This is a genomic window from Spectribacter acetivorans (assembly GCF_031846305.1).
Taxonomy (GTDB): Bacteria; Pseudomonadota; Gammaproteobacteria; order Nevskiales; family Salinisphaeraceae; genus Spectribacter; species Spectribacter acetivorans.
Genome location: NZ_JAVRHY010000008.1, coordinates 14,268 through 37,025, shown reverse-complemented (window position 1 = coordinate 37,025; position 22,758 = coordinate 14,268). Strand labels below are relative to the sequence as shown.

At 64.1% G+C, this 22,758-nt stretch carries 13 protein-coding genes; 4 read left to right on the top strand and 9 right to left on the bottom strand.

Features of this window, described 5'->3' with window-relative positions; all coding sequences use genetic code 11:
• Positions 1 to 63 precede the first annotated feature (63 nt).
• The 3 genes from RM531_RS09975 to RM531_RS09965 all read left to right on the top strand — a co-directional run bounded on the left by RM531_RS09975 (position 64) and on the right by RM531_RS09965 (position 5,363).
• Entirely contained in the window at positions 64 to 2,004 is a 1,941-nt protein-coding gene (locus RM531_RS09975; protein ID WP_311659005.1) for a choice-of-anchor Q domain-containing protein, read from the top strand.
• A 62-nt stretch (positions 2,005 to 2,066) separates the two neighbouring features.
• The gene (locus tag RM531_RS09970) at positions 2,067 to 3,806 is read left to right on the top strand and encodes a caspase family protein (protein ID WP_311659004.1); all 1,740 of its coding nucleotides are present in this window, start codon (positions 2,067 to 2,069) and stop codon (positions 3,804 to 3,806) included.
• 54 nt (positions 3,807 to 3,860) lie between these two features.
• Complete coding sequence (locus RM531_RS09965) at positions 3,861 to 5,363, top strand: serine/threonine-protein kinase (protein WP_311659003.1); 1,503 nt, start codon at positions 3,861 to 3,863, stop codon at positions 5,361 to 5,363.
• Positions 5,364 to 5,372: 9 nt separating this feature from the next.
• On the opposite strand, the gene RM531_RS09960 is transcribed toward RM531_RS09965, so the two are convergent.
• From RM531_RS09960 to RM531_RS09920, 9 genes are all read right to left on the bottom strand, one after another.
• Positions 5,373 to 6,251, bottom strand: coding sequence for an FHA domain-containing protein (locus RM531_RS09960; protein WP_311659002.1), 879 nt, complete (start codon positions 6,249 to 6,251; stop codon positions 5,373 to 5,375).
• A gap of 25 nt (positions 6,252 to 6,276) precedes the next feature.
• Positions 6,277 to 7,065: a PP2C family protein-serine/threonine phosphatase gene (locus RM531_RS09955; RefSeq protein ID WP_311659001.1), complete on the bottom strand. Its 789-nt coding sequence runs from the start codon at positions 7,063 to 7,065 to the stop codon at positions 6,277 to 6,279.
• An 18-nt stretch (positions 7,066 to 7,083) separates the two neighbouring features.
• Positions 7,084 to 8,388, bottom strand: coding sequence for a multiheme c-type cytochrome (locus RM531_RS09950; protein ID WP_311659000.1), 1,305 nt, complete (start codon positions 8,386 to 8,388; stop codon positions 7,084 to 7,086).
• 3 nt (positions 8,389 to 8,391) lie between these two features.
• Complete coding sequence (locus RM531_RS09945; RefSeq protein ID WP_311658999.1) at positions 8,392 to 12,171, bottom strand: hypothetical protein; 3,780 nt, start codon at positions 12,169 to 12,171, stop codon at positions 8,392 to 8,394.
• Positions 12,152 to 13,924 carry a hypothetical protein gene (locus RM531_RS09940; RefSeq protein ID WP_311658998.1) on the bottom strand — a complete coding sequence of 591 codons (1,773 nt, stop codon included), beginning with the start codon at positions 13,922 to 13,924 and terminating at the stop codon, positions 12,152 to 12,154. The genes RM531_RS09945 and RM531_RS09940 overlap by 20 nt, the downstream gene beginning before the upstream one ends.
• Position 13,925: 1 nt before the next feature.
• Positions 13,926 to 15,980 (bottom strand): heme-binding protein, encoded by a 2,055-nt coding sequence (locus RM531_RS09935; protein ID WP_311658997.1) that lies wholly within the window; start codon positions 15,978 to 15,980, stop codon positions 13,926 to 13,928.
• Position 15,981: 1 nt separating this feature from the next.
• On the bottom strand, positions 15,982 to 17,700 hold the full coding sequence (locus tag RM531_RS09930) for a cytochrome c3 family protein (RefSeq protein WP_311651205.1): 1,719 nt from the start codon (positions 17,698 to 17,700) through the stop codon (positions 15,982 to 15,984).
• A 4-nt stretch (positions 17,701 to 17,704) separates the two neighbouring features.
• Positions 17,705 to 18,535, bottom strand: coding sequence for a hypothetical protein (locus RM531_RS09925; RefSeq protein WP_311658996.1), 831 nt, complete (start codon positions 18,533 to 18,535; stop codon positions 17,705 to 17,707).
• A 72-nt stretch (positions 18,536 to 18,607) separates the two neighbouring features.
• Positions 18,608 to 21,205, bottom strand: a complete 2,598-nt coding sequence (locus tag RM531_RS09920) for a cyclic nucleotide-binding domain-containing protein (protein ID WP_311658995.1) — start codon at positions 21,203 to 21,205, stop codon at positions 18,608 to 18,610.
• 175 nt (positions 21,206 to 21,380) lie between these two features.
• On the opposite strand from RM531_RS09920, the gene gdhA reads away from it, so the two are divergent.
• The gene (gene gdhA / locus RM531_RS09915) at positions 21,381 to 22,736 is read left to right on the top strand and encodes an NADP-specific glutamate dehydrogenase (protein WP_311658994.1); all 1,356 of its coding nucleotides are present in this window, start codon (positions 21,381 to 21,383) and stop codon (positions 22,734 to 22,736) included.
• Positions 22,737 to 22,758: the final 22 nt, after the last annotated feature.

The following is a 22,758-nucleotide window of genomic DNA, read 5'->3' as shown; positions in this document are numbered from 1 at the left end:
TCTTGACATGCTCCGGTAAATGCACGAACGTGATTTTCATGTCAGGGGGACTGGAACAAAGCCATGAATTCAGTGTGTGTCAGAGGGTTTCGCCGGGAAGCACGTAAGCTTCTGCCGCTCTCACTCTGGTTGTCGATTCTGTCGGCCGCCACATTTGGTGGCGCGGCACACGCTGCGCTCATCACGGTCGACACCAAGTCCGACACAGTTGGCCAGGCTGACGATTGCAGCTTGCGTGAAGCCGTGGAAGCGGCGAATACCAATTCCCCGATCGATGGCTGTCCCGCTGGCGACGACCAAGGCGAGTTCAGTGGCGATGTGATCCGATTTGCCGAGGAACTGGCAGGGGAAACCATCACCCTGACGCAAGGCGCCCTCGATATCGGCCTGGGTCAGGGGGGCGAAACCTTGCCTTCACTGGCCATTGAAGGGCCGGCGACAGGCGAAGCAGGCGATATCATCATTGACGGGGACGGCCAGGATCGCGTCTTCGACGTTTCCAGTGACGCCCTCTTAAGCAACTTCTTCATATCCAACCTCACTGTCACCGGCGGTCTCGTTGAAACCGGAGAAGTGCCCGCGGAGGGTGGTGGAATCCGAGTGGTTCCGGCGGTATCGCTGGTGCTCGATAGCGTGCGGGTCACTGGTAATGCGGTGGATGCCGAGTTCGCTCCGGCTCGAGGCGGCGGCATTTTCGCTGGTGGGCCGTTAACGATCAGGTTTAGCACAATCTCCGGCAATTCGGCGACTTCCGATACCTCCAGCGTCGAAGGTGGAGGCCTCCACTACGCACCGAGCTTCCCGACCGGTGTGCCGGGTCAGATTCTCGCCACGGAAATTTCCGATAACGACGCCGTGTCCGTGAACGGTAATGCCCTCGGCGGCGGTATTTTCCTACGCGCAGCGTTCAACAGTTCGGGCGTCGAGGATGTGGTCCGAATTGGCAACAGTACAATCAGCGGCAACGACGCCAGCGCGAACGGCGTCGAGTCCAGTGCACTAGGCGGCGGTCTTTATGGTGAACGTCTGGGGCTGACGGTCTCGTTAAACAACGCCACCATTGCCGACAACTATGCGGGCACTGCCACAGGCGCCTCCGAGGCGGGCGGCGGCTTTGCCGTGGCAGATGCAGCTTTTGAGTTGGTCAACACGCTGGTGGCCGATAACTTGGCTGGCGATGGGTCATCGGATTGCGCAGTTGCGCCATTCGACGAGTCGGCCACCATTGCCTCGCTTGGTTTCAATCTCATCGGTGACGGCAACGGCTGTCCACTGATGGCGATGGCTGGCGATCAGGTCGGTGGCGCTGGCGATATGGGATCCATCGATGCCTTGCTCGGTGCATTGGGTGACAATGGTGGCCCGACGCGGACGCACGCCTTGTTGCCGGGCAGCCCGGCCATCGATGCCGCCAATCCGCAGGGGGCAGAGACTGGCTGCCCGGAAACGGATCAGCGCGGCGAACCGCGTCCTCGGGACGGCGATAATAGTGGGACCGCGGAGTGCGATATCGGGGCCGTCGAGGCCGCGGCGGTGAATCAGCCGCCGACGGTCGTGCAAGAGATTGCTGATCAGGTTCTTAATCCGGGGGACCAGATTACAATCGATTTATCGCTTGTGTTCGAGGACCCGGAAGGACAGCCGCTGACCTTTACGGCCGAGTCCAGCAATCCAGAGGTAGCGACGGCCTCGGTCGAGGAAGCCATCCTCACTGTTGCGGCAGTTTCGGTCGGCGCCACCACCATTGTCGTGACAGCAACAGATTCGATGGCGGCAGCCCGCCGTATTGAAATACCGATTGCGGAAAGTAATGCGTCACTGGCGCCATCCAGCGGTGGCGGCTGCGCCGTGGTATCGCCAGGCAGGGCGGCGCCGGATCCGTTGCTTTGGTTGCTGGTATTCGTCGCATTGTTTCGGTTATGGCGCCCCGGACCGATCTGGACAGTCGTAATCGCCGCAATGGGTCAAGGCGGTGATTGTGGCAGTGAGGCACGCAAGTCGTGATGAGCAAGTGCCGCACACAAGCTAAAGGGTGTTTGGGTGCATGGGTGCTGTCGTTCGCGCTCATGTTGATGCTGGCCGGCTGCGCGGCCGGATTGCCGAAAACCACCTCGGATACTGGGGAACCAGCCAGCGAATCCGAACAGATTGCCAAGATGCAGATCGTCGACTGTCTGCTTCCCGGGCAGTTGCGGCGACTTGGCGACACCACTTATATGACTCAGCGCCGACCCATCAAGACCACCGCCGCCGACTGCAACATTCGCGGCGGTGAATACACTGCTTACGACCGGGCCGACTACAAAACCGCGCTGAAGGTCTGGTTGCCGGAGGCCAAGGCCGGCGACGCCGAGGCCCAGGTCAACGTGGGCGAGATATTCGAGAAGGGACTGGGATCCGAACCCAACTACGAAGCCGCGGTGATCTGGTATGAGAAAGCCGCCAAGCAGGGCAACGAGCGCGGCCTGTTCAACCTCGGCACGATGTATGAACAGGGCAAGGGCGTGGAGGAAAGTCGGGTCAAGGCGTTGAACCTGTATCGGCAGGCCTGGGGGCTTTCCGAGGATAGTGTGATCTTTCAGGAGACGGCGCGGGCCGAACAACGGAAGCTTGAGGCGAAGCTGAGCAAGCAGCTCGAGCAGAAGCAGTCTCAGATACGCGCCCTGCAGCGCCAGATCGAGTCGCTGCAGGGCAAGCTGGAGGCCCGATCCCGGGCCGCGCAGACCAGCGCCGAGGACAGACAGGCGATGGCGGCTGAAATCCAGTCGCTGAAGGATGTCGTGAGCTCGTTGAACGACTCGCGTGATGAAGTTGAGCAACAACTGGCGTCGCTGGAAGACGAGGCTGCTAAGGCCAACGCGGAGCCGGAGCCATCGCAGCAGGTGGCAGACGCATCGTCGTCCGGGCCCGCGGCCGAGGCAGACACCGGCGCCGCCAAGATGCGCGAACCCGCATCGGCCGATGCCGAAACGGCGGATCAGGCCGATGGCGCCAGTGGTGCCCCGGCCGGTATCCGCGTCGATGACATGGATTTCGGGCAGTACTATGCACTGGTGATCGGCAATCGGGATTACGTCAGTATCCAGGATCTGGATACGCCGATTACCGACGCTCAGGCCATCGCCAGTCTGCTCGAGTCCAAGTACGGCTTCCAGGTGGAGCGGCTGATCGACGCCGACCGGCTGACCATCATGAAGACGATCAACAGCCTGCATGGCAAGCTCGACGATAACGACAACCTGCTGATTTATTACGCCGGGCATGGCAGCCTGGTGGATCTGGGTCAGCGGGATGTCGGCTACTGGTTGCCGACCAATGCGGACCCCCCGCCGGATGATTCCCGCTGGGTGCCTAACGAGTTCATCACCGGCCACCTTGGCCGCTTCAACGCCAAGCGGGTGCTGGTGATCGCGGACTCCTGCTACGGCGGGCTGCTGTCTTCCGCACCGGGGCATCTGATGCTGGGTGACAACACGAAGGATGCCGGCCGTGAATACATGCGTTACAAGCTGCCGCGGCGTTCGCGCCTGCTGCTGTCGTCCGGAGGCGATAAACCGGTCATCGACAGCGTGGGCGATGAGCACTCGATCTTCGCCGGGGAATTGATAAAGACCCTGCGCAGCAACCAGGAAATCATGACCGTGGCGGAATTGTTCGAAACGCTGAACAGCGCTGTCAGCCAGCGGGCCCGGGCCAGCAACATCAGTCAGCAGCCGGAGCTCAAGAGCATCAAGGGTGCGGGGCACGAGGTGGGTGACTTCTTCTTCGTGCCGCAACAGGTCAGCAGCCCGGTTGCGCAACGCTAGGCGAGCGTTGCTGATCGTGCTTCGTACGATCGGCCTCCGCGGTTCGGTAAACCGGTGAGTGAACATGATGACAAGGCTGACGAGCCCGGCCGCAAGCACCGGGATGGCGACGGCAGCCAGCCTACCGACGAAGATGCGTCGACCGAATTCACCGGTAGCACCTGGGACACCCCTACTGAAATTACAACGAGCGATCCATCGGCCCCTGACGCGCCGACAGAATTAGCCGTTGACGCCGGGGGCCAGGCTACGGAAGTCACTTCCGCACCCACGTCAGGCCGCAATCCGCTGGCGGCCATGCGTCCCGGCTATGTTCTCAAGGATCGCTTCAAGCTCGAGGCAAAGCTGGGTTCCGGCGCCATGGGGGCCGTATTCCGAGCGGTCGACCAGCGCCGCGTGGAAGCCGGTCACCACCATACCCATGTTGCGCTCAAGCTGATCGCCAGCGCTTTCGCTCAGGACTCGCGAGCCTTCGTGGCACTCCAGCGGGAGGCGGACAAGTCCCAGACGCTGGCCCATCCGAATATCATCACCGTCTACGACTTCGACCGGGACGGCGACATCTTCTACATGACGATGGAGTCCCTGGTCGGCATGACCCTGGACGGCGTCATCGCGGAGGACGGGCTGAGCCGGGTGGAGCGGTTGAGCCACATCGTGGACATGGCGAACGCGATCGCTTACGCGCATCGGCGCAATATCGTCCATTCGGATCTCAAACCGCCGAACGTGTTCGTTACCGAAGATGGCACTCTCAAAGTACTGGATTTCGGCATAGCGCGCGCGTTTGCCGGCATGGACGAACAGGGTGAGCCAACCCGGGACACCGGTGAGATTGTCGGCCTGACGCCGGCCTACGCCAGCTGCGAGATGTTCGAGGGTCAGGAGCCGCATCCAGCAGATGATGTTTATGCCATCGGGCTTATCGCCTATGAGCTGCTGACCGGCGAGCATCCATTCGGCCGCAGGCGCGCCACGGATGCCCGCACTGAGGGATTGAAGCCGAAACGCATCCGTGGCCTCAAGCGCTACCAGTGGCAGGCTATTGCGACGTCTCTCGCCTTCGATCGCGCGGACCGCTGGGCCGACGCCGAGGTCTTCCGGCGCAAGTTCGTCGGCGTCGGGCGGACCGTTCGTCAGCTGTCGGCGGCGCTGCTTCTGGCGTTGGCCGGCTTTGGCGCCTATCTGCTGTTGTACGAGCCGGCCGCCGGCCCGGACATTCCGTTCGAGGAGCTGTCTCCCGAGAAACAGGAGGCATTCAACGAGTTCATGTCGGAGGGCCAGACCGCAGCGAAGTTCGGTGATGTCAACGGCGCGTTATTCTACTTCGACAAGGCCTATCGCGTGCACCCGCGGAATCCGCGGGTCGTGGACGAGATCGACGCTTTGCTGGATCGCGTTTTCGAGCGGATGGATGCTGAATCCGGACCCGACGCCCGCGCCCGCCATATCGAGCAACTCCAGGAACTGCAGAAATACGAGGCGCTGGAACAGAACGCGCGCCTGCAGGACAAGCTTGAAGCGCTCGCGAACGGCGCGGGCGTCGGCGACGGTTGAGGCGTCTTATCAGCCCCTGCCGAACAGGCGACGCAGGAAACTCATCACCCCCCCCGAGCTGCCACCGGCGGAAGCCCCGCCGCCGGAGGGCAATTCAAACGCAAGTTCCGCGCTGCCGATACGGATAACGTCGCCATGGCTCAGGTAGGTGGATAAGCCCTTGTGCCCATTCACGAAGGTCCCGTTGGTGGACATCCAGTTCACCACTTTCCAGCGAGCCCCCTCGTTCAGGATCTGTGCGTGTTGACCGGAAACGCTGGCGTCGGGGATCACCAGATCCACGCTATCGGCATCGCGGCCCAGCTTCCAGACGGCGCCACTGTCGTCACGGGCCTTGAGTTCAATGACCGTGCCGGCGCGGTCCCCGGTTAGCGCGACCAGACGCGGTAAGCTGCCCAGCGGCGGCAGGTCCAGTAGGCCCGCCCGATAGCTGTCGACCGCTTCCGAGGTGTCGGCCTCTGCGAAGAACTGGGTGCCTGACGCATTTTCCAGACCGACGCCCTCCGACCACACCGAAGGAATCTCGGCGTCGCCGCCGGCACCGGGGGCGGCCAGCTGTGTGGCGTCATCGTCCGCCGGTGTTTCGGCGCCGCCGGAGGCCCCGTCATGGGTGACCTCGAAACGGAAATCCCCGAGCAGAAGCGTGTCACCAGGATGCAGGTGGACCGTGGTCTTGACCGGCTGGTCGTTGACGAAAGAGCCGTTGCTGGAGCCGAGATCGGAAAACGTCAGGGTGTCGTCGGTAACCTCCACCATAGCGTGCTTGCGGGAAACGCTGGAACTCATTAGCCGGATGTCAGCATCGGCACTGCGGCCGAGAACGGTTTTCCCGGCAGACAGTTCATGGTCGATGCTGTTGGTGGTATCGAAAAGGTGAAAGCCTGACATGGTATTGCCCGTTGTTGGGATCCGCTCAGTATCCGGGTGGGAAGTATTCCGAATGGCCGTCATCGCGGGCGATGGTGACTGCAGGCAGCAGGGGCAGGTTGTCGGGTGCCGGGCCGTTGTCATCGGCGGTGGCCAGAACGGCGGTAATGTTATCGGCGCCGCCGGCGTCGACTGCCTTTGTGACCAATATCTCGAGCGCCTGATCGGAATCGGGTTCGGTTGCCAGTACGGCAGCGATTTCCGGCCCGCTCAGCATGTCGGTGAGCCCGTCGCTGCACAGCAGGAGCCGCTGGCCGCGACCAAGCGTACCTTGCAGCATCGGTACGTCGGCGGCCGGGATCTGATCTCTTCCCATGGCTCTCGTGATGATGTTCTTCTGGTGGCTTTCGCGCGCCTCGGTTAGTGACATTTTGCCTCTCGCCAGCAGTCGTTCAACCTGCGAGTGATCGCGCGTGAGCTGGCGCAGTTCCCCGTTCCAGAGATAGGCCCGGCTGTCTCCGATCCAGGACAGCTCGAAATCGTAGCCGTCGAACCATGCCACCACCAGGGTGGCGCCCATGCCGGGTTTGCCGTTGCCGTTCTCTGCTGCATCTACAACGGCCCGGTGTGTATTGGCAATGGCATCCGGGAGCGACTCGCCTGCGTCGAGGCGGTCAATCATGCCGGTTGTCACGATAGTCGCGGCGACTTCGCCCATGGCTGGCCCGCCCATACCGTCCGAGACCAGCGCGACGCCCCAGCCGGCATCCGCGACAAATCGATCCTCGTTGAGCTGGCGCTTGCCTATATGTGTCCTGCCCTTTATTTCAACCAAAGCACGGGTCCTCGATTGTCATCGGCTGTCGCGAAGCAAGCGGCCTGCCTCGGCAGCCACTTTCTCCGGTTCGAAGGCCTGCTCGTCATCCAGCAACCGGAACAACGCGTCATAGCGCCGGGACGTCGTGGTGGGCACTTGCGCGGCCAGGGACTGCAGGCCGAGAAACAGCTGCTCGGCGTCGGCGTAATCTCGGAACCAGCCGTCCGCCGCCCTCTGCAGCAACGTCGTTTCCAGCGAGTGCCGGTCGTCAGCTGACAGAGGCTGGCCGCGAAACAGTTCAGCGGCTCGCACGACATTCTCACGTAGCTGCATTGCGCGGCTGCGGAAGTCAGAGGCGGTTTGCGCGGCAGCCGCATGCAGGCTTCGGTTGCCCCTCCGTATCACCTGTGCCAGGTCCGGATCGCGCAGTTCGACGATGATGCCGAGCATGCGCAGGGCGTGGTCGTTCGGGCGCAGACTGCCGGCCGGTATCAGCCGCCGTTCTCCGACTGAACGGCGTATCGCCGTATCCATGGGTCGATGGCAGGCATGGCAATCGAACAGTGACAGCTCCGGCGACAGCGACTTGCTGCCAATGTGATCCGCCAGCCGTGACAGGTATTCCTCGGATGCCGCAAGGTTGCTGGCCACCCAGCGTTCCACGCTTCCGGCATCGTTCTTTCGCCGGCTGTAGTCGGCATCGACGACATGGTGTGGCGGCATGTTCGCCAGCCAGGTGTCCAGCTCGAAGCGCAATCTGGGATGGCCGGCGGCCATCATTTCGTGCGTGATCTGGCGTTCGTCGTCGCCCAGGTGGCAGGACTGGCACATCCGTGCCTGGAACAGGGACTCCTCGGTGGGCGCCATGCCCTGTCGGAGGTTGTCGGCATGGCTGGTGTCGGGACCGTAATGCGAGTCGATCCAGGTTTCGGCGCCACCGTGGCAGGACTCACAGCCGATACCGTCACTGAGGTGAAAACGTTCTCCCCGTTGACGCGCTGGTACGTAGTCCGTGTGGCAGGCCAGGCACGCCTCGGCGCTGGCGGCATTCTCCAGCCCCATGTTGGTCGCGATCCGCTGCGACCACTCGTCTTTGAGGACTTCGAAGGCGTTGGCGTGGCTGTCGTACTTTGACCAGATGAAGTATTCGTTGAGCGCGACCGGGGAATCCTCGGCAGCTTCGACGCGTCCGTGGCAGGTGCTGGAGGCACAAGTGGCCACACCCAGGTGTATTTGTTGCTCTCCCGGTTTGTCGGTTGCCCATGCCCCGCCTGCCACTACCGCCAGAGCGGTCGCAAGACACGTCAGCAGGCTGCCGAAGCCAGTGCGGTGATGAACCATGGGTTACTCGCCCTCCCCCCGGGCATCGGTGGGCACTTCGTCCTCGACGTACCAGGGCTGACCTTCCTCATCCAGATATAGCTCGTGCATCTCCGATTGGCTCAGCGGGCGCGAGCCGCGTCGCCCGAATACTGCAATCTGCTCGCCGGTCTCATCCACGGCGCGATCGCGGACCAGCCCCCCCGACAGGCTGAGTGCCGGGCTGCTTGTCTCGCGACCGGCGATCCAGTGCGGTTTCGGCGTGGGTGTATAGCCGTAGAACTTGGGCTGGATCTCGGGCGAGGTCAGCTGGACGACATGCACCCCCGTGCTGGCATCGGCCACGTACGCGAACAGCGATGCGTTGGTGGTGCCGACCACCACGTCACGACTGTCCCCAAGCCGGCCGTCGGCGTCGTAAGTCTGGACGATCCGCATGTTGCGCGGCCTGGCGATATCCACGATCGCCAGGCCGTCGCTACCGGCGGCGACGTAGGCAAACGTGCGCGCCAGGTGCAGCTTGTGTGCGTCGGCCATTGGCACGGTCGCATCCGGTACGAGCGCCGCGTCGGCGGGATCGGTGACATCGATCACCTTGAGCCCATCGGCGTCGGTCACGAACAGGTAGCGGAACTGCAGGGCGGAGGCCCGTCCGTCGTTGAGAGGGACCACGTCGACCGTCTGCGGCGACATCGGATCATCGATGTCCAGGATCACCAGTCCTGCATCCGCGACCACATAGAGATAGTGTCCGCCAACGGTGATATGGCGTGCACCGTCGAGGATGCCGTCCGCGTTCCAGGTCAGGGATCGCTCCAGGAAATTGTTGCGCGGTTCGCCGTCGGCGAAGGTATTGACGTTGACCAGGATCAGCCCTTCCTCGGCGTCGGTGATGTAGGCGTAGTTGTAGAGCGGGTGGAAGGGCTGCTCCTTGTTGGTCTCGCGCATCAGCTCGCCCTGATTGCGCGGCGGATGTATCGGCTGCGTCGTGGGCAGCGCCATGCAGGTGGCGTTCTCTGTATCGACGTTGGCGTCGTGGCCGAGTGGACTGAATGGTGCGGTGATGATGCGGTGCGAAAACCCCTTGTTGTCGATCGACGCCACATCGAACACGCGGAAACCGTCGGTGCCGGCGGCGGCGAACAGATATTCGCCGCGAAGCTGCAGGCAGCCGATCTTGCCGCTACCGTGGTCGAAGCTGGTGTCGAGACGGCGCTCCTGCGCTTCGTGCTTGGCGAACCAGTCGGGGTAGGCGTAGCGATGCAGATAACTGCCGATCACCGCCTGTGGTTCCGCCCACTCGGTCACGCGCACGGCTTCGACGTGCTCGCTTTCGCCCACCCAAAGGTGGCGACCCACGAAATCGATGAATTCGGTGCCCAGCCCCAGCGTCTGGGCCATGGTCGTGTTGTTGCCGCCATCCGCGGACAGATGGCAATCGCTGCAGCCCTTGGTTTCGGTCTTGCGAACCGTGTGCGGGAAATGCGGATTGAACGCCTGGGAACTGAAGCCGCTGGATGCAATGGGTGGTTGCTGGATGTAGATGCGTTCGCGGTTGGCATTGGTCGAGGACAGCACCAGCGCCGAGGATGAGCGCACGGGGGCGTACTTACCGCCCTTGTAGGGTGCACGCTTGCCCAGCATGAATATCTGGTCGCGTGCGACCTGTGGATTGTAGGTGGCGTAGTTGCGGGTGATGCCGCCCTCGTAATGGTGACGTTCGGTATTTTCGTTGGCGTTGATCGGCAGGTGACAGCCGCCGCAGCTGGTGGTCCAGGAGGTGTGACAGGCGTAGCACTCCATTTCCTCGTTCTTGTGCGCCTGGTCCTCGGGTGCGACATCGGCCCCCCAGTACTGGCTGTCGGTATCTTCGGACATCAGCTTGGCGCGTGCCGCCTTGGGGTTGTAGGCCCCATGCTTGCTGTCCACCGAGTCCTTGACCAGGGATAGTTCCCATTCCAGGTCCGGGTCTACCACCGAACGCTGGATGAGCTTGCCGTCCTGCCAGGCGAAGCGCAGTTTGCCGTCGGGATTGCGCAGCACGCTCATATCCGTACCTCCGGTCACGCTGCTCGCCGGGCCGGATGTACGCAGGTCTGGGTACTCGCTGGCGGTACCGTGGCAGTCGACACACTGCACCTCCACTGCGGCGGCAACCTCCCCGTACAGATGACCGTTGCCGTGATTGTCCTGCTCGAAGTGACAGTCCACGCAGTGCATGCCGACCTCGGCATGTATCGATTTCATGTGCACTGCCTTGTCGAACTTGTCGGGATCGTCCCGCGAGACGATGTCGCCCTCCTCGTCCAGCAGGTTGCCTTCCCTGTCCTTCTTGAAAACGGCCCGGAAATTCCAGCCATGCCCGTGGTAGTCGGCGAACTGCGTATCGTCGAGTTCAGGGTTGAGCTTCCACACATCCTTGAGGAAATCGAGCTCGCCCCATTTGCCGCGCGGCGCCGCCCCCTCCGGATTGCGATCGAGCACTTCGCGCCGCTGTTCGTGGGATGGGTACTTCTGCTTCTCGGGCCACATGTGCGGGGCATCCGACTCGTAGTCCCACATGGTGTAGCCCAGGTAGGAATTCATGAACATGTTCGGCTGATGCATGTGGCAGACCATGCACTGGCTGGTAGGCACCGCCCGGGTGAAGCGGTGCTCGATCGGATGCCCCGAGTCGTTCTTGTCGATCGTCGGATCGGCGGTCCGGCTCTTGCCCATGTTACCGGCGCCGGCATACGGCCCGGAGTGGGTGGGTTGCCGGTCGTTGGCGTACACCACGTGACAGGCGCTGCAGCCCGAGCTGCGGTAGTCGCCGGGCTGATCGTTGGTGCCCAGGAACCACAGCAGGGGATCGTTGAGTCGCGTCTTGGTCAGGTTGATCAATGGCACCGAGATGCGCGCGCCCGTCCCGGGCCCCCGGTTGGACTGACGGATATCGGGGCGGCCCGGTTCTTCCAGCTGCTGAATCCGCCCCAGCGGATTGGGTAGCCCGGTTTCGGGAAACAGGTTGGTGATGTTGCGGCCGCCGCGCTCGAATACCCGGAATATGTCGCCGGGCTTGACTGTTTCCCAGGCGGGCAGCGGCAGGATGTAATCCAGAATGCCGTGTTCACGCATTTCCGGTGTCGGCTCGATCGGTGCCTCCAGCTTTGCGGCGGTGCCGTCGGGCGTGTAGGCCTCGCCGAAGAACGAGCGCTTGTAAGGCAGAATGCCATTGTTGTACGCGGCGGCTGCCCAGAACATGGCGCCGGTGCTGTGCAGACTGCGCACGGATTTCTCGATGATCTCGGCGTGGCAGCTGCCGCAGGCCTCGCGAGCGGCCCGGAAATCGCCCGGATTGACGAAGCGTACGTATTCCCTGGCCTCGCGATTGAGTAGCGTATAGCTGCGCTCGGGGTTGGCCGAGTCGGGCCAGTGCCAGGTTTCCGGATAACGCGGGAGGACGTGGGCCTCACGCATGCGTGCCTGGGCCTGGGGATCATCCATCGGCACATCCGCTTCAAGCCGGACCGACGCGTCGCCGCCGTGGCAATCGGTGCATCCGAGACGCACGGCCGGGTTGTCGTGCATGGTGTGGCGGTCGGTTTCGGTGTGGCAGCTCATGCAGCCGGCACTCTTGCCTTCCACGGCATCGAGGCCCTGATGTGCGGGGGCTGGTGGGTGTGCGCGGTAGTCGCGCTCGACTGCCTGTTCCTTCTCGGCGGCCTGGACGCCACCGAGGACGAACGCGAGCAGCGCCCAGGCCAGCGGCAGACGCCGGGCCGTGGCCGGCACGATGTGCTTGTTAGTAGGTGAGTGTGGCATTGAACAACAGGTATCTCTGGTTGCCTCCATCGAACAGTTCCTCGTAGCCGTCCCCCGGCTGCAACTCGGCATAGGAAAGCCGCAGCACGATGTTCTGGCTCATCAGCGGCCGGTAGATCACGGACGCTGACAGGTCCAGGCCGATATCTTCGTCGATGTTCGCCTGCTGGCGGGCCACTTCCAGCACCTCGGCATGGTCGAAGCGCAGATGGTTGGCATTGAGGCTGAGACGCAGCTCCGGGAGGAGGTCGAAGTCGGCGCCCAGGCCGAACAGCAGGATGCCGGGGTTGGTGAAGTTGGACTGCCCGTGCTCCCGCGAGCTTCGCAGGTTGTTGAGCACGCCGTTGCGCTGCGAAAGCGTCACCCGTCCGCCGCCGATCAGCGGCACCGCCTGGCGGATCCAGTAACTGGTGTCGGCGCCGGCGAACAATGGATTTTCCAGCACCGCGTCGAAGCCGGTTTCCTCGTCGTCGAATGGATCGTCGTCGCCGGAGCCGTAGAGCAGGGACGCCCGCCAGCGCACCCAGTCCTGGTCGAAGGACAGTTCAGCCGCCCCGAACCAGGCGTTGATATCGCTTTTTTTGCCGGTAAACGGTGCCCTGTCTTGCTCGCCGAAGGCGTAGTACAGCGAGGTGGTCAGGTTGAGCCGGCCGATATGGCCGTCGGTGTTGAAGCCGAAGTAGCCGACATCGTATCCGCGCGGGACCTCGAAGCCGATCGACGCCGGCCGCTGGATGAAGCCGTTCTTGTCGAAGAAGAAATCATCCTCCCGATTGCGGTTGTACAGAGCCGTGAACTGCAAGAAGTGTCCAAGTTTGATCGCGTCCTGCCAGTAAAGGTTGGCCACGAAGACGTCGTCCTCGCGCAACGAGGTGGTCGGGTCGTTGAGGCCGCTGTTGGTGTCTTTCTCCATTCGCCGGAACCAGGCGAGGTTGTACTGGAAGATGTTGTTGTCGCGGGTGCCGAAAAGGCGCACGCCAAATGGCTGATCCTGGAACAGGAAACCGCGGAAGTCGGCGTTGAAGGGCTGGATGCCTACCCGGATGCTGTCGAAGTCATAGCGCGTCGAGACGTTGCGCAGATGCACGTCGATGAAGGCCGTCTGCAGGCCCGCGAAGCCGTCGTTGCGGGTCGTGCCGTTGGCGGGATCCACGTTGGTATTCAGGATCTCGTCCAACCGCGTGTAGTTGTAGTTGAACACCGGGGTAAAACGGAACTCGTAGTCCGGCGGTTTGAACACCGTATTGCCCTTGTAATAGACGAGCTCCACGGCGAGATTCTGCAGCAGTTGCTGCTGGCTGGTGCCACCGAGCAGGTCGAGGTCGCCCGCGCTGCGCGAGCTTTGCACGCCCACCGGAGTGGGCACCTCGCGGTCCTCGTAGACCGTGTCCGAGATGACGGTGATGTTGAAGAACCAGTCGTCGTGGATCGGGGCGTCGGCCTTGAGCGTGTTGCGGTTGTACGGGTCCCACCAGTTCTGCTCGTAGCCCAGCGAATCCACGATGCGCCAGCGGTCGGGTACGGCTACTGCGGTGGTGTAGTCGTCCTCGCCCGGTGCCGGCAGGCAGGGATCGCGCTCGCCCGGTTGCTGCGGCTCGGCCTCCGGCGACTTGCCCGGTACCCGGCGTTGCGGCTCCTTCTGGCCATCCGGGCGCCTGCATTCGGGTTTCGACCCCTCCTGCGCCACCGCCGGGAGGGCGCCGGCCGCGACCAGTGCCAGAAGAGTGCCGGCGGTCGCGAAGTACCGGCGCATGTTATTTGCCCTCGCAGACACGTTGCGCATCGCTGTCGTTGAACGGGGTGAACGGGCAGTTCACGTAGCGCAGGCGCTCGTTGTCCGGACCGACTTCAAGCCTGTCGGCACGGATTGCCGGCGGTGCGTTATTGACCGTAGCCAGTTGTTGAGCCGCCCGGTGCAAGCCCAGGAAGGCAATCATGTCGTCCTGGTCGATGCCGTCGCCGGAGACGCCGATGCCGCCGATCAATGTGTCACCACGGTAAATGGGCACGCTGCCGGGAAAGATCTGCGCACCGTTGGCAACGCGCGGTGCGGCGCCGCTGGCGGTGCCGGCGAACGGTACGCCGACGCAGTTTCGTTCAATGTCGTCGGCGGCCAGCCCGAACTCGAATAGCAGGTGCGATGCCATCGCGTTAAAGCTGAGATCCAGCTGCAGGCCGGTGGAGAACGGACTCCAGCGCCCGGGCGGCTTGCTGAACGGCCCCGGCGGCCGGCGGCCGGCCGGCGGCTCGTTGATGCCGTCGGGGAAGTTGGGGCGCGAAAGATTGCCGCCGGCGCGGTCGGAGAACGCCGTGCCGTCGCTGAGCGCCCCGGGGCCGATAAGATCTCTTGCGGCCGTCACGTAGTCACCCAGGGCGATGGCTCTGGCCGGCGCCGGCATGCGCAGGTCGGGCTGCACGTACTGCGCATCGGGCAACGCGCTGATGTAGGCGCCAGCGTCGGTGGAAGAGAACAGCGCCGCGGTACGAGCCTTCTGCAGCGATACGTCGGCGCCGAATACCGGGGCGTCGCGTCCGCGTACCATTCCCCGGATGTTGCCCTGCTCATCGACGATGGCAATGGTGACGCGGGCTGGCGAGCCCAGCGGCCGACGGATCTGTGCTCGGGCGCTGTTGGCCACCCCGAGTGCCTGCTGCAGGATGACCTGCACTTCATTGGCCGTAAGACCGCCGCCGGCGGTTGGCGGGTAGCGCTCGGTGCCAGTCTCGTCGACGAACACGAAGGCGTCCTGGCCAGCGAAGGGACTGCCGCTGCCGGCGGCTCGGATGCCGGATTCGGGCTGGCCGAAGGCGGTGCCCGCGACAATGCCGCCGGTCGCATCGAAGTAGTCCGGCAACGTAATCAGGTTGCCGCCGCCCGCCGCCAGGTTGCGGGCCTGCCGTGCCGTGTCCGACATGCTGTCGAATCCGGCATCGCTGAAGCGCAGCACCTTGCCTTCCACCGTGATCCGCTCGGCCTGACGGTCGGTCGGGGCGGCAAAACCGAACGTTCCAGCAAGCGCGATGATCTCGTCCGGATCGCGGTCAACGTCGGTGACCATCGGATCGAGGCCGTAGACAAAATTGCTGGAGATCACCCCGACGCCGCCGACAGGCGTGCCGTTCTTGTACAGCGGAAAGCCGCCGGGATCGGCCGACAGGCCCAGGGGTGAGCGCTTCGGGCCGGGCCTGTTCGCGGCGGCGTCACCGGGCTGGCGGCGCGAGAAGTCCGAACAGGGCAGCTGGCTGAACTGGACGCCGAACAGCGGCCCGCCGGGTTGATTGTTTTCGCCGGGATTGAAATGGCGCTGCACGATCTGGTTGGCGGTGCGGGTGGAGAATGCGTTGCCCTCGCTGGACAGGAAGGCGCCGGTGATTGCCTTGGCAAGTGCGGCAAGGCCGTCGCCGGGCAAGCCGGCATCGACGGGTATCTCCAGGCCGTCCACGCCGCTGACATCGACGTCGAGCAGGCCGCTGGTGACGGACACGGACCGATTGCCGCTGGCGGGGACCACGCCGTCCATGCGGTACACCGCCAGTACGTTGCCCACCCGGTCGACCACGGCGATGGTGGCGACCGTGCCCATGGCCTGGGCCTGGGCCACGGTCTGGGCGAGCACGCGCTCGACATCGGCGTCGGTCAGGCGTACGTCGTCCACGGACGCGAAACTGGTGGCACAGCTGCCTGTGCAGTCAGTGCCGGCGTTGGACCCCAGCGCCGCCTGCGGTGCGTCATCGCCACCGCCGCCGCCGCACGCGGCGAGTGTCGCGAGTGCCAGTGCCGATACCAGAGGCCGCGGAATCCGGGCCATGTCACTGTGCCCCCATCGTGGTCATGCCGGGACGGTGGAACGAGTGGCAGTCGATGCACTGCAACGCGACGCCGGCGCTGCGGGTGTTGCCGTGACACTCGACGCAGGTCTCGAGGCCGGGCATCAGCACGTCGTGCGCCTCGTCGGAGGCCTCGGCCTTGTGGCAGCCGAGGCAGACCTCGTCGTCTTCGTCGTTTCCGGGCTCGAGGTGCGGTACGTGATCGAAGCGTGCGGACGGGAACCAGTCGGATACCAGGCGCACCGGTCGCACATGCCATTCCTCGTCGCGTTGTTCCACGGTGTGGCAGCTCACGCAACCAGCCTTGGTGAAAAGCTTGTCCATCTCCTGGTCGGCCCAGGCCAGGCCGCAATCCAGCGGATCACCCTCGCAGCGCCGGTTTTCCGGCTGCGAAGCAGGCACCCGCCGTGCCGGTGCCGGCGGAGGGTCGCGTTTTTGCAGGGCTGCCTGCCGTACGTAGAACTCCTCCAGGTAAGTACGCAACGTCTCCGGCTCGCCGTGCGGTAGCTGGCGGTCGGGCATGGCGTCATCGAAGGCCAGGCTGTGGCAGCCGGAGCAGGTTGCCTCCATGCTCACGGCCTGGAAGTGTTCGCCGTCGCGCTCGAGCGTGTGGCAATCCGCGCAGATCAATGCCCGGTCCTCGTGGCCGGGGCCATCGGCCAGCGAGACTTTTTCGTGATCGCGGTGCAGGTCGTGCGGGAATTTGAGGTTCGAGGCAGATTCCGTGACGCCGTCGTCCAGTGGTTCCCGATGCACGCGCCAGCCATCTTCGGACCGCCGCAACAGCGAGACCAGGAAGCGCGGATGCTGTTCACTGGTGAGCGCGGTGGCGGCTGGCAGCGTCGCCGGAGCGTCGGCAACCGGTGTCGAACCCACCTGTGCGGCGTCTGCCAGCCGCCGCTCCTGCTCCTGAGCGTGACAGTCGGTGCACAGGCTGTTCTCCCGCATCACCAGAGTAGTCGGCTCGTTGTGCTCGGCGTGGCAGTCGCGGCAGGCGCCCCGGAATTCCTCGACGACCGGATGCTGTGGCGAGAAGTGGGCGGTGGTCTCGTTGTGGCAATCCAGGCAGGCGTCGTTGCGTACCCGCTCGAACGGCTCGACGTGGCAGACGTTACAGTCTTCGGTGATCGACGGCAGGTGGTGGGCGTTGGCCAGCTTGCCGCTGGACCAGATCTGATCGGTGGGTGCCCCGTAGCGGGCCATCTGCTCGCTGACATCCTCGTGGTAGAAAGCGAGCAGCGGCAGCCCGATACCCACAGCAGCAACCACCGCGGCCAGAAGATAGCTGTAGCGGCGTGTGCCCGGCAGCCGGAGCCGGAGCTCGTCACGCAGTCGTTCCTGCACCGGCGGAACCGCGTCGGCATCGATGCGCACCTCGATGGCGGCGTCAAAGCCGGGCGGTGCCGCGATGCGCGCGACGCGATGCGGCCCGATCCAGGCCCATTCGTCCTGCGTCAGCGTCGCGCGCCGGACTTCGCCCTCGTCCAGCCGGATGTGGTTGGATCCCAGGCAGCCGATCTTCAGCCGGCCGTCGCGCTTGGGCCGCAGCCAGGCGTGCTCGGCCCCGATGCCATCGCCGAACAGCTGCAGATGCTGGGCCTTGCCGCGACCGGTGTACAGCGTGCGACGCGTCAACTCCACGTCGCGCTGGTCAAGCACCTGCTCGCCGCGTACCCGGATCTTGCGAACCAGAATCAGCATGGCGCTACCAGTAGAAGAAGACCGAGAGCACGTGCGCGCTCAGGGCGACGAGCAGGCCGACGGTCAGCGGGATGTGGAAACAGAGCCAGAGCTTCAGCCGTAGCTGCAGACTCAGTTCGCGGCGGATGCGCTGAAGAATCTCGGCCCGGCGTCCGAACACGTAGAGCAGATGACGCAGTCGCTCGGCCTCGCCCTGCTTGCTGGTTTCCGGAATCTTTCTTACCAGGTAGTCGATGACCGCCTGCTGGTTATCGTTTCGGCGCGGGGCCGCACCTCCTTTGCGCTTGCCGGTGTCGGGCAGCAGCACCCGGGAGCGGTCCCGGGCGACGAGCTGGTCTCGGAAACCCCTGCCAAGGGCGGTGCGTTCGAGCGCGCTGTTGACCACGGCGTGCACATCCTCATCGCATCTTGATGCGGTTTCCAGCGCTTCCCGGTCGATTCGGTCCAGTTCGTCGAAGCGCTGGTCGGGCGACTGGTTGCCGCGGTTGCGGACCAGCAGCCCGGGGAAGCGCAGGTAGCTGTAGAGCCCGTAAAAGCCGCTCAGCACGACCCCGGCCAGTAGCACGTAGGCCAGGGTGTGGACGTTGGCGCCGAACTGGAACGCGCAGTGAAGGGTGGCTACCACCGGCAGCGTCAGACCCAGATAAACGTGCGCGGAGGCCCAGCCTTCCAGGCTGCCGCGGTGGCTGCGGTAGTTGCGCTTGCGAATACCCAGCCATGCCAGCCAGAGGATCAGGGCTGCGCCTACGCCGCCCAGGGTGTAGCCCTGCCAGGAGCCGCCGTTACGTGGCAGCCCGGGATCCTGGCTCAGATACACCGCAACGCTGGTGGCCACCAGTATCAGTGCCCACCAGAGGTAGCGGCGCCCCCCGTACTGAAGAATGCTGACGTGCAGGGCATTGCCCTCCTACTTGTTGCCTACCAGATCGGTGAAATCCTCCGGGCCGATCCGGATGGCAGCCCCGGTCGGACAGGCCTCGACACAGGCCGGTCCCCCCTTGCGCCCGACGCAGGCGTCGCACTTGACGGCCTTCTTGCCGGCTTCCTTGGACTTGGCGGTGGGCACGGCCTGCGGATCCTCCCCCGGCCCGGGGCCGCGTCCGAAAAGCAGCCACTGAATCAGTCCCGGTTTCTTGGGTGCCTCGTAACTCATCTTGATGACGTTGTACGGGCAGTTGCTCTCGCAGTTGCCGCAACCGATGCAGGTGTCGTCGATGAACACCTCGCCGCTTGGCTCACGGTGAATAGCGTCCGGCGGGCACTCCTTCATGCAGTGGGGCTGCTCGCAGTGCCGGCATGCCATCGGCAGGTTGACGTGCGCGAATCGCGCTCCCGACTTGCGGTCGAGCCGGGAAATGCCGTCATGGGTCTCCGCGCAGGCCACCTCGCAGTTATCGCAGCCGATGCACAGGCCCTCGTCGATCACCAGCGCGTCGGTTGCTTCGCCCACCCCCTGTTCCATCAGGAACGAGATGATGCCGCTGCTTTCCGGCATCGACTCCATCCGTGAAGCATGCTGCAACTGTTCGGCGGTCTGGTGTTGCAACGCCGGAACGGAGTCCGGCGATTTGCGCAGCAGCTCCAGGAATTCGGGCCGCTCGATCTCGATGATCTCGGTGCGTACGGCGGCAACGGCCGTCTCCCGGCGTTCGGGGTCGCCCATCAGGGCCATCTGCCCGAAGATCTGCCCCGACTGGGGCTGACCCACCGCAATGTCGTGACCGTTCCGTCGGCTGGTTAGCGCCACGGTGCCGCTGCGGATGAGATAGAGGCGATCACCGGTGTCTCCTTCGCTGTAAATGGTGCCGCCCTTGCTGAAGCGACTGGTTTTCACGCGTCCGGCAATGTCACGCAGCGCGCTGTAGGAAACGGAAGGCGCGAAGAACTGCTGCAGGGTGCGTTGCAGGAAAACCGTCTCGATGCCCTCCGCCACCTCGTTGTTGGCGGCCATGAGCTTGACCATGGTCCGGCGGGGCGTCTCGATCAGGATGGTGTCGGCGGATACCCTGGCGTCGCCGATCCGTGGACGCCCCGAGAGCAGGCTCATCTCGCCGAAGAACTGGCCGGCCGTAAGCGTGGTCTCCGGCCCCGATTCCGAGGTCAGGGTGACTTCGCCCTCCACGATGGTGAAGAACGTGCTGGTGTACTCGCCGTCGCGGAAGGCATGGTCGCCCCCGCGCATCAGCTTGGTGATATCCGGCTCCTGGATTGGCTGCCGCGATTTCGGTGGTTTGCCGGCTTCCGCACGTCGCTGGTCCTCGCCTTCGCGCGCTGCCCGGATCTCCGCGATACGTTTGTCGCGTATCTCCCGGCGGCGTTTCCCCAGCGACCTGAATTCCCCCTTGTCGCCGACCGCATAACGGATTTCGCTTTCGAGGATCAGTTCACGGAAGGCGAGCGCATTCATGCGCGCGAACATCGGCACCCGTTGCTGGTAGAGCGAGAGCACTTCGTCCACATCCGCCTGGTAGGGCAGCAGACCGAATTGCAATTGCAGCAACGGGTGCTCGACCGGCTTGACCTCGTTTCCCCTGATGTACTCGATGACATCGTGGCCCTGGTTCATGGCCTGCTTGATCAGCGGATAGCCGGCCAGCGCGCCGATCACGTGCAGGCCCGGCACGTTGCACTGATAGTGGCCGTCGAGTTCTGGCAGGGCTTCGGGCGATTCGCTGGGCAGCTCGATCCCGCAGCTTTCCAGAAACTTGCGCGGCGGGATGGAACCCAGGCGTGCGATCACCCGGTGGCAGGGCAGTTCTTCCACTCCGTCCGGGGTTTCGAGCACGACCGCCCCCGGTTGACCCGGCTGGTCGGGCAGATGCAGAGACTTGACCTGGCTGTTGTAGCGGCAGGACAGGGCTGTGTCGCGACTGTTGAGGGCCGCCAGGATGGAGTCCAGATTGCCCTGCTTGGCACGGCTGAATTCGCCGCGCCGGTTGACGATGACCACCCGGTTCTTGCGGGTGAGGCCGATGGCGTTCTCGATCGCGGCGTCGCCGGCTCCGACCACCAGGATGTCCTCATCGCCATACTCGTCGGGATCGTCGAGCTGGTACTGGACGAACGACGAAGTATCGCCCTCGACACCCAGCCGGCGCGGGTTGCCCTGGGTGCCGATGGCCAGCACTACGTGCTCGGCTTCGATGGTGGTGCCGTCGGCGCAGCGAATGATGAAGTCCCCGCGCTGACCGCTGATGCCGACAACCTCGGCGTCACCCCGCAGGTTGATGCCGACCGCGCGTGCGTCCTCCGCCCAGTTGTCCAGGATGGCCTCGCGGGTGCCGGCGCTGAAGTCCAACGGGCTCCTCAGGTCGAGGTAGCCCGGTTCGTCCATGACGTGCTTACCCTTCTGGTACTTCTGGATCGTGTTGGCGAGAAAAGGGCTGCCTTCAAGGAGGATGTGGCTGGGTTCAGCGGATTCGCGGTCGTACTCTGCCGCGCGCCCGGCTGCGCTGAGTCCGGCCGGACCTGCCCCAATGACCGCTATGGTGTAGCGCGTCCCCATCAATGTCCCCCAACGCCTCAGCGTAGTAATAATACTGGCGTGTCGAGTACAGAGTACAGATTTCGCGGTTCAAGCAAAACCCGCATAGCTGGCGCTGCGTTGATACGGGATCGCTTCCATTAGCCGATTGCGCTAGGTTGGGAGTCGCCAGTCAGGCAGCCAACAGGGGGCGATCATGGCGATATCCGATCATGTGAATCTCGAGCAGTTCATGGCCGGCGTGCAGCGCCGCAATCCGGGGGAGACGGAATTCCACCAGGCGGTCTACGAGGTAGCCGTCGATATCTTCGATTTCATCCAGGACAAGGAGATCTACCACGAGGCACAGATTCTCCGCCGCATCGCCGAGCCCGACCGCGTGGTCTCGTTCCGCGTGTGCTGGGAGGACGACAACGGCAACGTCCGGGTTCAGCGCGGCTACCGGGTGCAGAATAACAATGCGATCGGCCCCTACAAGGGCGGCCTCCGCTTCCACAAGAGCGTGGACCAGAGCATTCTCAAGTTCCTGGCCTTCGAGCAGACCTTCAAGAACAGCCTCACCGGACTGCCCATGGGCGGCGCCAAGGGCGGGGCGGACTTCAACCCCAAGGGCAAGTCCGATAACGAGGTCATGCGCTTCTGCCAGTCGTTCATGACCGAACTCTACCGCCACGTGGGCGAAGATACCGATATTCCCGCCGGTGACATCGGCACCGGGGCGCGCGAGATCGGCTACATGTTCGGTCAGTACAAGCGCATCACCAATCGCTACGTGGGCGTGCTTACCGGCAAGGGTCTGGAATGGGGCGGCAGCCTGGTGCGCACCGAATCCACCGGCTACGGTGTGGTCTATTTCGCCGAGGACATGCTGGCCCAGGCGGGCGACGACCTGGAGGGCAAGCAGGTGGCGGTATCCGGCTCCGGCAACGTTGCCACCTTCGCCGCCGAGAAGGCTACCCAGCTGGGTGCGCGCGTGGTCACCATGTCCGATTCCGATGGCTTCGTGCACGACCCCGATGGCTTCACGCAGGAGAAGATCGATTGGGTGAAGCGGCACAAGACCCACTACCGCGGGCGCCTGTCGGCCTATGTCGATCAGTTCAAGGGCGCGACCTTCCACGCCGGCGAGCGGCCCTGGTCGGTGCCCTGTGACATCGCGCTGCCCTGCGCGACCCAGAACGAACTGGGGCCCGATGACGCCCGGCAACTGGTCGCGAATGGTGCGCGCATGGTCGTCGAGGGCGCCAACATGCCGACCACCAATGACGCCGTGAAGCTGCTACGGGAAGCCCGGGTGCTGTTCGGGCCGGCCAAGGCGGCCAACGCGGGCGGGGTGGCCGTCTCCGGGCTGGAGATGAGCCAGAACCAGACCCGCATGGCGTTGCGCGAAGATGAGCTGCAGAAGCTGCTGCGCGAGATCATGCGCAATATCCACAGTCGTTGTCTGGCGTATGCGGACCCGCGTAGTGACTATATCGATTACGCCAAGGCCGCCAACATCGCTGGCTTCAAGAAAGTGGCCGACGCCATGCTGGCATTCGGTGTGGTTTAGCGTCGGCCTTCCGGTTACCGCG